Here is a 13,933-nt window from a genome sequence, read left to right as displayed (position 1 = left end):
TCGCCTTTTTTATTGCCTGCGAATCGACTTAGTCGACGTACTCGAACAGCTTCACGATCTTCTGAACGCCCGATACGCCTTGGACCAGGTTGGTCGCCAGTTGCGCTTGCTGACGGCTTACCACGCCAAGCATGTAGACGATCCCGTTCTCGGTGACCACCTTGATCTGCGAACTCGACACGCTGCTGTCGGCTAGCATTTCGGTTTTGATTTTAGTGGTCAGCAAGGCGTCATTGCTGCGCGCCAGCGCCGAGGAGGGCGCGGTCACTTGCAGTTCGTTGTAAACCTTGCGCACGCCTTGTACAGAGCGAGCAGCTTGCTCGGCAGAGGCTTTCAAGTCCGCACGTGGGGTTTGTCCTGCCAGCAGCACGATGCCGTTGTAGCTGGTAACAATGATGTGCGAGCCGTTGGCCAAATCAGGGCTGGCCTGTTTAATTTTCTGCTCGACGTTCGACGGGATGAATTGGTCATCGATCTTGTTGCCGAACGAACGGCTGCCACACCCGGAAAGCACCAGGGTGATGGCAAGAGCGGCAAGGATTAATGGCGAACGGGTCATTCTTCACTCCCAAACAGTTGGCTATCAATCAGGTCGCACAGGCAGTGGATGGCCAGCAAATGGACTTCCTGAATGCGTGCGGTAACTTTCGATGGAACACGGATTTCCACGTCTTCTGGCAGCAGCAGCGAGGCCATGCCGCCGCCGTCGCGGCCGGTGAGGGCGACGACGATCATCTCGCGGTCGTGAGCGGCCTGGATGGCCTGGATGACGTTGGCGGAGTTGCCGCTGGTGGAGATGGCCAGCAGTACGTCGCCAGGCTGGCCTAGGGCGCGAATCTGCTTGGAAAACACTTCGTTGTAGCTGTAATCGTTGGCGATCGAAGTAATGGTCGAGCTGTCAGTAGTCAGCGCGATGGCTGGCAAGCTTGGACGTTCACGTTCGAAGCGGTTGAGCAGTTCGGAGGAAAAGTGCTGCGCATCGCCGGCAGAGCCGCCGTTGCCGCAGGTGAGAATTTTGCCTTCGTTGAGCAGGGCTTGAACCATGACCAGACTGCCGTGCTCGATGTAAGGAATCAGCACCTCCATGGCTTGCTGTTTGGTTTCGATACTGGCTTGAAACAGCTGGCGGATACGGGCTTGCATGTCCATCGGAATGACCTTCAGTGTGGCTGCTGATCAGGTGGGCCAGGGTAATGCTGGCGCCTGCCTGTTACAGGTAAAAATCGCTCGGCGCCGCAGTCGCTGCTGGCTGTGCCGAAACCAGGTTCGGTCTTGCACTAACTTGCTGCCGCACAGCGTACTGCCGGCAATCGATTGTGTTGGGTCAGGCTGATCTCAGGTGTCAAACGCGTTGCGAATCCAGTTCAAGCGGCTCGCCTGGGTGTCGGCCGTATTGATGGCTACGACATCGAAACGGCACGGATGTTTGGCCCAGCGAGGTTGCTGCTGAAGAAAACTGCTGGCGGCGATTATCAGCTTCTGCTGCTTGCGGCCATCAACGCTCTCAACGGCGCCACCCCAGGCGCTATGCCGGCGGGCGCGAACTTCGACGAATACTACCGTATCGCCGTCCAGCATGACCAGATCGAGCTCGCCGCCCTTGCAGCGCCAATTCTTGCTCAGCAGTTTCAGGCCGTGGCGGCGCAGATGCTCGAACGCCTCTGCTTCGCCTTCACGGCCTGCCGTTTGCGTGCTGGCGGCGATCAATCAGAAGCCGCTGTCGGGCAGACGCTGCACGCTGCCGTCGCGGAACTCAGCCCATGGCAACTGACGTTCCACACGCTGGCTGGCGGTCAGGCTCAGGCTGCCGGACAAGCCGTCGACACGGCTTTGCGGCAGCGCTTTAGCTCGGTCAGACGCGGTGCCAAGCGATACGCGTCCACGCCCATGGCATACAGGCGCCCGAGGCTGCCGGCGGCCTGTGGCCATTGGCCGGTCACTTGCTGGCGCAGCGGGTCGTTGGCGTCGAGCAGCCACGGCGTTTCGCAGAAGCGGATGCCGTTCAAATCTTGATACTGCGCCGGGTTGCTGCCGCCGGTGAACAGGTGCGAAGTGGCATACACCGGCACATCGCCGGCGTACTGGAAGGCCAGTGTTGGCTTGATCTGTTGGGCTTGCTGGGGCGTGGCGGCGAGGAAGATGAAGTCAATGTCCTGGCGGCGGGCAGGCTGCGCGGCAACCTGCGTGCCCAGCACGCTTTGCAAGCGTTTGGCGCGGGCTTCGCTCTGACGCAGCTGGAACAGGTCGGCAATTTGCTGAGCCAGTTCTACCGGTTGGTCGACGTGCTCAGCAGCGATCAGGCTGCCGCCCTTGGCTTGCCAGCTCTGGCGAAAGGCGTCCAGCACCCGGTCGCCCCATTCGCCGCGAGGCACCAGGGCAACGGCCCGACGCATGCCGTCATCCCACGCGCGGCGGGACACTTCGCGCGCTTCGTCTTCGGCAGCCAGGCCGAACTGGAACAACTGCGGTGGACCTTCGCGGCCGACGTCGCTGTAGTTAAGCGCCAGGGTGGTGATCGGCAGTTGCTCGCGATCGCTCAGTTGCTTGACCAGATTCTTTTCCAGCGGGCCGACTACGAGCTGCACGCCCGCAGCCTGCGCCTGGCGGTAGAACTCGTCCATCGAGGCCAGACGCGAGCTGTCATACAGCTCAATGCTTGGCGGATTCTGGCCTGCTTGTTGGGCCTGGAAATGTGCGGCCATAAAGCCGTCACGCAGGGCGCGGGCCACCGAGGCCAACTGGCCGTCTTGCGGCAATAACAGGGCGATTTTGGTCAGTGGTTGGCTGGCCAGCTCTTTGAGTTTGGTCAGCGGAGCGGGCAGCTGTTCGGCTGCTGGATGCTGCGGATTTTGTTGGCGCCAGGCATCGATAGCCGATTGCTGCTGTTGCAACGTGCCAGCGGTTTTGACCGCACTTGCCAGTTGCAGCCAGCCGGCGAGATCAGCATCGCCGCCGCCTTGCAGTTGATCAGCAGGCAACGAAGACACCAGCGCCCAGATGCGCTCGTGGTTTTCGACGGCTGGGTTGCCGCTCAACAGCGGCGCGATGAAAACACGCTCACGGGCGGCAGCGAGGGGCTGACCATCAGCTTCCAGCGCTTGCGCGCGCACGAGTTGAGTACGCACTTGCTGTTCAACGGGCAGCTCGGCCAAGCGTTGCATGCCGGGCTGATCAAGCGCTGCGAGGGCGTTTTTCGGTTTGCCGCGGGCCAGGGCGAGTTCGGCGCTCAGTGTGGCGGCGAACACTTGCTGGGCAGGTTTTAGCGTTGCGATGGGAACCTGATCGAGAATTTGCGCGGCACGGCTAACGTCCTTCTGTTGATAGGCCTGATCGGCGGCGGCCAATCGCAGCGACGCCGCTTCTTCCGGCTTGGCTTCGGCCGCCTGCTGCAGCAATTGCTCAATGCTTGCCTGCGGCGTGCGTGGCAATTCGCCAAGGGTGGAGGACGGCGAGCTTGAGCAAGCGGCCAGGAGAGCGGCAAGGCTGATAGCGAGGAGCGGGCGCAGGCCGGCGGTCAGGCGGTTGATCATGTAGACGTTCCTGGTACTTGATCGAAGAGGGCGGATTGTACCCAAGGGGCACCCCAGGCGCGATGTCGATGCTGCGAATCGGGCTACAATGCGCGCTTTCCGAGATTTAAGAGGTGTGCGTTGTGACCACTCAGGGTGCTTTGAATTCCACCGCCGGTACCCTCTATGTGGTCGCCACACCCATCGGCAACCTAGACGATATCAGCGCTCGGGCGCTGAAGATTCTGCGCGACGTTGCGCTGATTGCCGCTGAAGACACGCGTCATTCCATGCGTCTGATGCAACATTTCGGCATTCCTACACCGCTGGCGGCCTGCCATGAGCACAACGAGCGTGATGAAGGCAGTCGTTTTCTGTCGCGCCTGCAGGCGGGTGATGACGTAGCGCTGATTTCTGACGCGGGTACGCCGTTGATTTCCGATCCGGGCTACCACCTGGTGCGACAAGTGCGCGCCGCTGGCATAAAAGTAGTGCCGGTGCCGGGGCCTTGCGCGCTGATCGCTGCGCTGTCGGCGGCTGGGTTGCCGTCTGATCGATTTATCTTCGAGGGCTTCTTGCCCGCCAAAGCGGTCGGCCGCCGAGCGCGGTTGGAAGCTGTAAAAGAAGAGCCGCGCACATTGATTTTCTACGAAGCACCGCACCGTATTCTCGAATGCCTGGAAGACATGGAACTGGTGTTTGGCGGCGAGCGCGTGGCGTTGTTGGCGCGTGAGTTGACCAAGACATTCGAAACGCTCAATGGCCTGCCGCTTGCTGAGTTGCGCGCCTGGGTGGCGGGCGACAGCAACCAGCAGCGCGGTGAATGCGTGGTGTTGGTGGCCGGTTGGCAGGCGCCGGAAGGCGAGGAAGCGGTAGGCGCCGACACCCTGCGCGTGCTCGATTTACTGCTCAAGGAAATGCCGCTCAAACGCGCGGCTGCCGTGGCGGCGGAGATCACTGGGGTGCGCAAGAACCTGCTCTATCAGGTGGCCCTGGAGCGGCAATAACGGATTTCGGCTTGTTCTAACAGGAGGCTGCCGCTACCTAGGCGGCGGAGAGTCGATTGGACAGTCGCTGCCTCGTTTCGTTCACGCGAGCGGGGGGAGGAAAGTCCGGGCTCCATAGGGCGGAGTGCCAGGTAACACCTGGGAGGCGCGAGCTACGGAAAGTGCCACAGAAAATAACCGCCTAAGCACTTCGGTGCCGGTAAGGGTGAAAAGGTGCGGTAAGAGCGCACCGCGCGTCTGGTAACAGTTCGTGGCTAGGGCAAACCCCACTCGAGCCAAGACCAAATAGGGTTCCATGGCGTGGCCCGCGTCGGAACCGGGTAGGTTGCTAAAGGCGTCCAGTGATGGCCGTCGTAGAGGAATGACTGTCCTCGACAGAACCCGGCTTACAGATCGACTCTCCACCTCCTTCCGCTGTTTCGTTTTACCTCCCGTCGCAGCATTTCTAAATCCGAAAAAATCTAACTCTTAAGAAGTTACTTTAACTTCGAGTCGCAGCTCATTGAGCGGGCTTGCGTACACTCCTCCGAAACACCCCTAAAACCGCCTTTCATCGCCCCTAAAAGCTCGCTAAATCACCGTCCCATAAGGATTTTCCCTTCAAGCGCGCCTTGACGGTGGGGTAGCTGCGTTCCTATAGTGTGCCGAAGTGGTACAAAGTGGTACGAAGTGGGTTTTTAGGCATGGAAAGCTAGTAAAAAAGGGGAAGCGCTGTCGTGTTTCGCGGAGCTAACGCAATCAGTCTCGACGCCAAAGGGCGCCTCGCGATGCCAAGTCGGTATCGGGACGAGATCGTGTCGCGTTCGGCTGGCCAGCTCATCGTTACCATCGACGCCATCGACCCCTGCCTCTGTGTCTACCCGCTGCCTGAGTGGGAAATCATCGAAACCAAACTCCGTGAGCTGCCATCGCTGCGTGAAGAAAGCCGTCGCCTGCAGCGTTTGCTGATTGGTAACGCGGTGGATATCGAGCTCGACAGCGCCGGCCGCTTCCTGGTGCCGCCGCGTTTGCGCGAATACGCCAAGCTCGACAAGCACGCGATGCTGGTGGGGCAACTGAACAAATTCCAACTGTGGGACGAAAACGCCTGGAACGCGCTTGCTGATGCGGACCTGGCAGCCATTAAACAGCCGGGCGGTCTGCCGGACGAATTGCGTGATCTGATCCTGTGACAACCCCAACTAGCAGCGGCTTTCGGCCACATCACCGTATTGCTCGACGAAGCCGTAGAGGCTCTCGCCGTGCGCGCGGACGGCTGCTATGTGGACGGCACGTTTGGCCGGGGCGGGCACAGTCGGCTGATCTTGCAGAAGCTCCGGGCCAGGCGGTCGGCTTCTTGGATTTGATAAAGACCCTCTGGCGATTGCGACCGGAGAAGCGCTGGCGGCCGAAGACGGCCGCTTTGTCGTTGTGCAGCGCAGTTTTGCCGAGCTCGGCGAAGCGGTTGCCGAGCGGGGCGATGCGGGCAAAGTGTCCGGCATTCTGCTCGATCTCGGTGTGTCGTCGCCGCAGCTGGATGACGCCGAGCGTGGCTTCAGCTTTATGAACGACGGCCCGCTCGACATGCGCATGGACCCCTCCCGTGGCGTCAGCGCCGCGCAGTTCATTGCTACTGCGGCCGAAGAAGAAATTGCCCGCGTCTTTAAAGAGTATGGCGAAGAGCGTTTCGCCAAGCGCATGGCGCGCGCCGTGGTCCAGCGCCGCGAGGTGCAGCCGTTTGAGCGCACCGGCGATCTGGCCGAAGTATTAAAAGTAGCGAACCCAGCGTGGGAGAAGGGCAAGAACCCGGCGACTCGTGCTTTCCAGGGTTTGCGCATTCACGTGAATAACGAACTGGGCGATTTGGAGCGTGGCCTGCAAGCGGCCATGGACGTGCTCGAAGTCGGCGGTCGTCTGGTGGTGATCAGCTTCCACTCGCTCGAAGACCGCATCGTCAAATTGTTTATGCGCCGTCTGGAAAAAGGCGAGGCGGACAAACTCCCGCGCAACCTGCCCGTGCGCGTCGAGCGTTTCGAGCCAAAAATTCGCACCATCGGCAAGGCTCAGTTCCCCTCCGACGCTGAGCAGTCGGCCAACCCGCGCTCGCGCAGTGCGGTGATGCGTGTTGCGGAGAAGTTGCGTTGAGCCGCTCCTTCGCCAAGCCGCTCCCGGCCGGCAGCACCGTGCTGCTGCTTCTGTTTATAGCGGTGCTGGTCTCGGCCATCGCCGTGGCCTACAGCGCGCACTGGAACCGCCAGTTGCTCAACTCGCTGTATGGCGAACTCAGCGTGCGCGACAAAGCGCAAGCCGAATGGGGTCGCCTGATTCTCGAACAAAGCACTTGGACCGCCCACAGCCGCATCGAAACCCTCGCCAGTGAACAGCTGAAAATGCGCATTCCTGAGCCAGCCGAAGTTCGGATGGTGGCGAAATGATGAAGCTCGAAGGCGCCCTCTATCCGTGGCGGTTCCGCGTGGTTCTGGGCCTGCTCGGAATCATGGTCGCTGCCATCTGCTGGCGCATCATCGACCTGCAAGTGCTCGACCACGCTTTCCTGCAAGGCCAGGGCGATGCCCGTAGCGTGCGTCACGTACCGATTCCTGCGCACCGTGGCCTGATTACCGACCGTAACGGCGAGCCGTTGGCCGTGAGTACACCGGTCACTACCCTGTGGGCCAACGGTAAAGAACTGCAAGCCGGCAAAGACCGCTGGCCAGCGTTGGCTGCCGCCCTGGGGCAAGAGCCAAAAGCCTTTGCCGCCCGGCTGGAGGACAACGCCGGGCGCGAATTTATGTACCTGGTGCGGGGCCTGACCCCGGAGCAGGGCCAGTCCGTGCTCGACCTCAAAGTGCCAGGCGTCTACTCCATCGAGGAGTTTCGTCGTTTCTACCCGGCCGGCGAAGTGACCGCGCACGTGGTGGGCTTTACCGACATCGACGACCACGGCCGCGAAGGCGTGGAGCTAGCGTTTGACCAGTGGCTGTCGGGCGTACCCGGCAAGCGCGAAGTGTTGAAAGACCGTCGCGGTCGCCTGATCAAAGACGTGCAAGTGACCCGCAACGCCAAGGCTGGTAAGGCGCTGGCGCTGTCCATCGACCTGCGTCTGCAGTACCTGGCCCACCGCGAACTGCGCAATGTGGTCACCGAGTTCGGCGCCAAGGGTGCGAGCCTGGTAATGCTCGACGTGAAAACCGGCGAAGTGCTGGCCATGGTCAACCAGCCGACATACAACCCCAACAACCGCCGCAACCTGCAACCGGCGATGATGCGCAACCGCGCGATGATCGACGTGTTCGAGCCGGGTTCCACCGTTAAACCGTTCTCCATGAGTGCAGCGCTGGAAAGCGGGCGCTGGAAGCCGACCGATACGGTTGACGTTTACCCCGGCACCCTGCAAATCGGCAAATACACCATCCGCGACGTTTCCAAGAACGAAGGCGTGCTCGACCTCACCGGCATCCTCATCAAGTCCAGTAACGTCGGCATCAGCAAGATCGCTTTCGATATCGGCGCCGAGCCGATTTACAACGTTATGCAGCAAGTCGGACTCGGCCAGGACACTGGCTTGGGCTTCCCCGGCGAGCGCGTCGGCAACCTGCCCAACCACCGCATCTGGCCGAAAGCTGAAACCGCGACCCTGGCCTACGGCTACGGCCTGTCGGTGACGGCCGTTCAACTCGCCCATGCCTATGCGGTGCTCGCCAACAATGGCCGCAGCATTCCCATGACCATGACCCGCGTCGATGGCCGTACTCAGGACGGCGTGCAGGTCATTCCGGAAGACACCGCGAAAACCATCCAGGGCATGCTCCAGCAAGTGGTCGAAGCGCCAAGCGGCGTGTTCCGCGCCAAGGTGCCGGCGTATCACGTGGGCGGCAAGTCGGGTACCGCGCGTAAAGCAACCGTCGGCACCAAGGGTTATACCCAGAACGCCTACCGCTCGCTGTTCGCCGGCTTCGCGCCGATCAGCAACCCGCGCATCGCCATGGTGGTAGTCGTGGACGAGCCAAGCACCGGCGCCTACTTCGGCGGCCTGATCTCGGCGCCGGTATTCGGCAAGGTCATGGCCGGCGCCCTGCGCCTGATGAACATTGCCCCAGACAACCTGACCCCGGCTGACGTTGCGCCCGCCGTGGCGCTCTCTATTCCTCGGGAGTTAGCGCGCTAATGCCAATGCCACTGAACCAATTGCTGCCACAAGCCGAGAGCTCGGTGCTGATCCGCGAACTGACGCTGGACAGCCGCAAAGTGCGCCCCGGCGACTTGTTCCTGGCCGTACCCGGCGGGCGGCAAGACGGCCGCGTGCACATCAGCGATGCGATCGCCCGTGGCGCTGCCGCCGTTGCCTATGAAGCCGAAGGCGCGCCTGTTATCGACGCCCAGGGCGCAGAGCTGGTGGCGTTGAAGAATCTGGCCGGTCAGTTGTCCGCCATCGCCGGCCGCTTCTACGGCGAGCCGAGCCGTGGCCTGCACCTGGTCGGCGTTACCGGCACCAACGGCAAAACCAGCATCAGCCAATTGGTGGCCCAGGCCCTGGATCACTTCGGTGAGCGCTGCGGCATCGTCGGCACCCTGGGCACCGGTTTCCACAATGAACTGGAGCAAGGCCGCCACACCACGCCAGACCCCATCGGCGTGCAAGCGGTGTTGGCCAACCTGAAACAAGCCGGCGCTCGCGCAGTGGCTATGGAAGTGTCGTCGCACGGTCTGGACCAAGGCCGCGTCGCGGCACTGGCCTTTGACGTGGCGGTGTTCACCAACCTGTCGCGCGACCATCTGGACTACCACGGTTCCATGCAGGCCTACGGCGAAGCCAAAGCCAAACTATTCCGCTGGCCGAGCCTGCGTTGCCGCGTGCTGAATATTGATGACGAGTTTGGCCGCCAACTGGCCGCCGAGCACCACGACTCGCGCCTGATTACTACAGCCTCGAAGACCGCAACGCCTACCTGTACCTGCAGCGAAGCGCTGTTCGACGACCACGGCGTGCGCGCCAAGCTGGTCACGTCCAAAGGCGAGGGCAGCCTGCGTTCGTCGTTGCTGGGCCGCTTCAACCTGAGCAACCTGCTCGGCGTGGTCGGCGCGCTGCTGGGCCTGGATTACCCGCTGGACGAAATTCTGAAAGTGCTGCCGAAACTGGAAGGCCCGGCCGGTCGCATGCAGCGTCTGGGCGGCGGCGCCCAGCCGCTGGTGGTGGTCGACTACGCCCACACGCCAGACGCGCTGGATAAAGTACTGACCGCCCTGCGCCCACACGCCACCGGCAAACTGCTGTGCCTGTTCGGCTGTGGCGGCGACCGTGATCGCGGCAAACGTCCGCTGATGGCCGAAGTGGTGGAGCGCCTCGCCGATGGCGTGATGGTCACCGACGACAACCCGCGCACCGAGTCGCCCGAGCAGATTTTCGCCGACATCCGCGCCGGTCTCACCGCGCCGGAGAAAGCCCAGTTTGTATACGGTCGCGGCCAGGCCATCGCGCAGCTGATCGCCAGCGCCGATGCCGCCGATGTGATCGTGCTGGCCGGTAAAGGCCACGAGGATTACCAGGAAATCAACGGCGAGCGCCAACCGTTCTCCGACCTGCACCAAGCCACCACGGCCCTGGCCGCCTGGGAGGCCGCTCATGCTCAAAGCCTTACGGTTGAGCGAAGTGGTCAACGCCCTCAATGGCTGCCTGGTCGGCGCCGACGCCACGTTTAGTGAAGTGAGCACTGACAGCCGTGCGATCAAGCCGGGGCAGCTGTTTATCGCCCTGACTGGTCCACGTTTCGACGGCCACAGCTATTTGCAGGAAGTCACGCAGAAAGGCGCGGTCGCTGCGCTGGTCGAGCGTGAAACCGTGGGCGTGAGCATTCCGCAACTGGTGGTAGCCGACTCTCGCCACGCGCTGGGCCAACTCGCCGCGCTCAATCGTCAGGCCTACACCGGCCCCCTGGCTGCCATCACCGGCTCCAGCGGCAAAACCACGGTCAAGGAAATGCTCGCCAGCATTCTGCGCGCCGGCATCGACGGCGCCGTTCTGGCCACACGTGGCAATTTGAATAACGACCTTGGTGTGCCGTTGACCCTTCTCGAGTTGGGCGCAGAACACAAAGGCGCCGTTATCGAACTGGGCGCCAACCGCGTCGGCGAAATCGCTTACACCGTGGCGTTGGCCAAGCCGCACGTGGCCGTGCTGAACAACGCCGGCACCGCCCACATCGGCGAGTTCGGCGGCGCCGACAAAATTGTCGAAGCCAAAGGCGAAATCATCGACGGCCTGAGCGCCAGCGGCACCGCTGTGCTCAACCTCGACGACAAAGCCTTTGGCATTTGGAAAGCCCGTGCCGGCGAGCGCAAGGTGCTGACCTTCGCCCTGAACAACAGCGCCGCCGACTTCTACGCCAGCGACCTCGGCCGCGATGCCCGTGGTTGCCCGTTCTTCACCCTGAACAGCGCTCAAGGCAGCGCCAAGGTGCAGATCAATCTGCTCGGCACCCACAACATCGCCAATGCGTTGGCGTCAGCTGCAGCCGCCGCTGCGCTTGGCCTGCCGTTGGTCAGTATCGTTGCCGGGTTGGAAAATGTGCAGCCGGTCAAAGGCCGCGCGGTAGCGCAGTTGGCGAGTAATGGCGCGCGCGTGATCGATGACACCTACAACGCCAACCCGACTTCCATGTGTGCCGCCGTTGATATACTCGCGGCCTTTTCCGGCCGGACCGTTCTGGTTTTGGGCGATATCGGCGAGCTAGGCGAGTGGGCTGAACAGGGCCACCGCGATGTCGGCGCTTACGCCGCCGGGAAAGTCGATGCTCTTTATGCCGTCGGCCCGAACATGGCCCACGCCGTGGCCGCTTTCGGCGCCAATGGCCGGCACTTTGCCGATCAGGCCAGCCTGATCGCCGCCGTCAGTGCCGAGCCAGGCAACACCACCATTCTAATTAAAGGATCGCGCAGCGCAGCGATGGAAAACGTCGTTGCGGCTTTGTGCGGCACCCAGGGGAGTCATTAAATGCTGCTGCTGTTGGCCGAGTATCTGCAACAGTTCTACAAGGGCTTCGCGGTCTTTCAATACCTGACCCTGCGCGGGATTCTGGGTGTATTGACCGCGTTGTCGCTGTCGCTGTGGCTGGGCCCTTGGATGATTCGCACCCTGCAGATTCGTCAAATCGGCCAAGCCGTGCGCAACGATGGTCCGCAGTCGCACCTGTCCAAATCCGGTACGCCGACCATGGGTGGCGCGCTGATTCTTTCCGCCATCGCCATCAGCACCTTGCTCTGGGCTGATCTGACCAACCGCTACGTGTGGGTGGTGCTGATCGTGACCCTGCTGTTCGGCGGCATCGGCTGGGTGGACGACTACCGCAAGGTCATCGAGAAAAACTCGAAAGGCCTGCCGAGCCGCTGGAAGTACTTCTGGCAATCGGTGTTTGGCCTGGGCGCTGCCGTGTTCCTTTATATGACTGCGCCTAGCGCGGTTGAAACCACCCTGATCGTGCCGATGCTCAAAGACGTCAGCATCGCCCTCGGTGTGGGCTTCGTGGTGCTGACCTACTTCGTGATCGTCGGCTCGAGCAACGCAGTGAACCTGACTGACGGCCTCGACGGTCTGGCGATCATGCCCACCGTAATGGTCGGCGGCGCGCTGGGCATTTTTTGCTACCTGTCGGGCAACATCAAATTCGCTGATTACCTGTTGATTCCCTACGTACCGGGCGCTGGCGAACTGATCGTGTTCTGCTCCGCGCTGGTGGGGGCGGGCCTTGATTTCTCTGGTTCAACACCTACCCCGCACAAGTATTCATGGGCGACGTCGGCGCGCTGGCGCTCGGCGCTGCGCTGGGCACCATCGCCGTGATCGTGCGCCAGGAAATCGTGCTGTTCATCATGGGCGGCGTGTTCGTGATGGAAACCCTGTCGGTGGTGATTCAGGTGGCTTCGTTCAAGCTCACCGGCAAGCGCGTGTTCCGCATGGCGCCAATCCATCACCACTTCGAACTCAAAGGCTGGCCTGAGCCGCGCGTAATCGTGCGCTTCTGGATCATCACCGTAATTCTGGTGCTGGTCGGCCTCGCCACTCTGAAACTGCGTTAAGGACAAGGAACCCAATGAGCCTCATCGCTACTGACCACTTCCGCATCGTTGTCGGCCTCGGCAAGAGCGGCATGTCCCTGGTGCGCTTCCTCGCGCGCCAGGGCATCCGCTTTGCCGTGGCTGACACCCGTGCGAACCCACCGGAGCTGGCCGCCATCCGCGCCCAGTACCCGGAGGTGGAAGTGCGTTGTGGCGAACTGGACGTTGAGTTCCTCTGCCGCGCCGACGAGCTGTACGTGAGTCCGGGTCTGGCCTTGGCCACTCCGGCGCTGCAAGCGGCCGCCGCCCGTGGGGTAAAACTGCTGGGCGATATTGAGCTGTTTGCCCGCCACGCCAAGGCGCCGATTGTTGCCATCACCGGCTCCAACGCGAAAAGCACCGTCACCACCTTGGTAGGCGAGATGGCCGTAGCGGCCGGCAAGCGTGTAGCGGTCGGCGGCAATCTGGGCACGCCGGCGCTGGATTTGCTCAGCGACGACGTCGAGCTTTACGTGGTCGAGCTGTCGAGTTTCCAACTGGAAACCACCGACCAGCTGAACGCTGAAGTCGCCACCGTGCTGAACATCAGCGAAGACCACATGGACCGCTACAGCGGCCTGCCGGCGTATCACCTGGCCAAGCACCGGATCTTCCGTGGCGCGCGGCAAGTGGTGGTGAACCGTCAGGACGGTTTGTCCCGTCCGCTGATTGGCGAAAACACACCGTGCTGGACCTTTGGCTTGAACAAGCCCGACTTCAAAGGTTTCGGTCTGGTGGAAGAGCAGGGCGAGAAGCACCTGGCCTTCCAGTTTGAAACCCTGATGCCGGCGCGCGAATTGAAAGTGCGCGGCGCTCACAACCAAGCCAACGCCCTGGCGGCCTTGGCACTCGGCCATGCGGTGGGCTTACCGTTTGAACCGATGCTGCAAGCGCTACGCGAATTCACTGGCCTGGCGCACCGTTGCCAGTGGCTGCGTGAGCGGGACGGCGTGAGCTATTACGACGACTCGAAAGCCACCAACGTCGGCGCCGCGCTGGCTGCCATCGAAGGCTTGGGCGCCGACATCGCTGGCAAGCTGGTGCTCGTTGCGGGCGGCGATGGCAAAGGTGCGGATTTCTCCGCCCTGCGTGCGCCGGTCGCTGCCCATTGCCGCGCTGTGATTCTGCTGGGCCGCGATGCACCGCTGTTGGCCGACGTGCTGGCTGATACCGGCGTGCCGCTGATTCGCGTCACCTCGCTGGATGAGTCGGTCGCCAAGGCCGCCGAGCTGGCCCAGAGCGGCGATGCCGTGCTGCTGTCGCCAGCCTGCGCGAGCCTGGACATGTTCAAGAATTTCGAAGAACGCGGGCGCCTGTTCGCCCAGGCCGTCGGGGGGCTCAACTGAT

9 protein-coding genes, 1 other RNA gene and 4 pseudogenes are annotated in these 13,933 nt (G+C 62.2%); 10 read left to right on the top strand and 4 right to left on the bottom strand.

The features are described 5' to 3' along the window. Positions 1–28: 28 nt before the first annotated feature. The 4 genes and pseudogenes from ACZZZP_RS18595 to ACZZZP_RS18580 all read right to left on the bottom strand — a co-directional run bounded on the left by ACZZZP_RS18595 (position 29) and on the right by ACZZZP_RS18580 (position 3,518). Positions 29–559, bottom strand: coding sequence for a BON domain-containing protein (locus tag ACZZZP_RS18595; protein WP_463383707.1), 531 nt, complete (start codon positions 557–559; stop codon positions 29–31). Further along, positions 556–1,149, bottom strand: coding sequence for a phosphoheptose isomerase (locus ACZZZP_RS18590; protein WP_122452443.1), 594 nt, complete (start codon positions 1,147–1,149; stop codon positions 556–558). Before ACZZZP_RS18590 ends, ACZZZP_RS18595 begins: the two co-directional genes overlap by 4 nt. A 186-nt stretch (positions 1,150–1,335) precedes the next feature. After that, positions 1,336–1,707 (bottom strand): YraN family protein, encoded by a 372-nt coding sequence (locus ACZZZP_RS18585; RefSeq protein ID WP_122494284.1) that lies wholly within the window; start codon positions 1,705–1,707, stop codon positions 1,336–1,338. Next, positions 1,708–3,518: pseudogene (locus ACZZZP_RS18580) on the bottom strand (penicillin-binding protein activator). 134 nt (positions 3,519–3,652) lie between these two features. Between ACZZZP_RS18580 and rsmI the strand changes: the two are divergent. From rsmI to murD, 10 genes and pseudogenes are all read left to right on the top strand, one after another. Then, positions 3,653–4,516, top strand: coding sequence for a 16S rRNA (cytidine(1402)-2'-O)-methyltransferase (rsmI, locus tag ACZZZP_RS18575; protein WP_463536756.1), 864 nt, complete (start codon positions 3,653–3,655; stop codon positions 4,514–4,516). A gap of 48 nt (positions 4,517–4,564) precedes the next feature. Continuing rightward, positions 4,565–4,921, top strand: an RNA gene (rnpB, locus tag ACZZZP_RS18570) — RNase P RNA component class A. A gap of 311 nt (positions 4,922–5,232) precedes the next feature. Continuing rightward, on the top strand, positions 5,233–5,688 hold the full coding sequence (gene mraZ / locus ACZZZP_RS18565; protein WP_122452446.1) for a division/cell wall cluster transcriptional repressor MraZ: 456 nt from the start codon (positions 5,233–5,235) through the stop codon (positions 5,686–5,688). Positions 5,689–5,718: 30 nt separating this feature from the next. Continuing rightward, positions 5,719–6,640, top strand: a pseudogene (rsmH, locus tag ACZZZP_RS18560) (16S rRNA (cytosine(1402)-N(4))-methyltransferase RsmH). Continuing rightward, a complete protein-coding gene (ftsL, locus tag ACZZZP_RS18555; RefSeq protein WP_122494278.1) occupies positions 6,637–6,930 on the top strand; it encodes a cell division protein FtsL in 294 nt (97 codons plus the stop codon). The pseudogene rsmH and the gene ftsL overlap by 4 nt, the downstream one beginning before the upstream one ends. Further along, on the top strand, positions 6,927–8,663 hold the full coding sequence (locus ACZZZP_RS18550; protein ID WP_463383705.1) for a peptidoglycan D,D-transpeptidase FtsI family protein: 1,737 nt from the start codon (positions 6,927–6,929) through the stop codon (positions 8,661–8,663). The genes ftsL and ACZZZP_RS18550 overlap by 4 nt, the downstream gene beginning before the upstream one ends. Further along, positions 8,663–10,123, top strand: a pseudogene (locus tag ACZZZP_RS18545) (UDP-N-acetylmuramoyl-L-alanyl-D-glutamate--2,6-diaminopimelate ligase); the annotation flags it as partial. The gene ACZZZP_RS18550 and the pseudogene ACZZZP_RS18545, both read left to right, overlap by 1 nt. Beyond that, positions 10,119–11,486 carry a UDP-N-acetylmuramoyl-tripeptide--D-alanyl-D-alanine ligase gene (locus ACZZZP_RS18540; RefSeq protein ID WP_463383703.1) on the top strand — a complete coding sequence of 456 codons (1,368 nt, stop codon included), beginning with the start codon at positions 10,119–10,121 and terminating at the stop codon, positions 11,484–11,486. The pseudogene ACZZZP_RS18545 and the gene ACZZZP_RS18540, both read left to right, overlap by 5 nt. After that, positions 11,487–12,568: pseudogene (mraY, locus tag ACZZZP_RS18535) on the top strand (phospho-N-acetylmuramoyl-pentapeptide-transferase). Positions 12,569–12,582: 14 nt separating this feature from the next. Beyond that, a complete protein-coding gene (murD, locus tag ACZZZP_RS18530; protein ID WP_463383702.1) occupies positions 12,583–13,932 on the top strand; it encodes a UDP-N-acetylmuramoyl-L-alanine--D-glutamate ligase in 1,350 nt (449 codons plus the stop codon). Position 13,933: the final 1 nt, after the last annotated feature.

Source organism: Pseudomonas sp. AC211 (assembly GCF_979258055.1).
The sequence above is the reverse complement of the archived record's forward strand: the minus strand, read 5'-3'. Positions and strand labels throughout refer to the sequence as shown.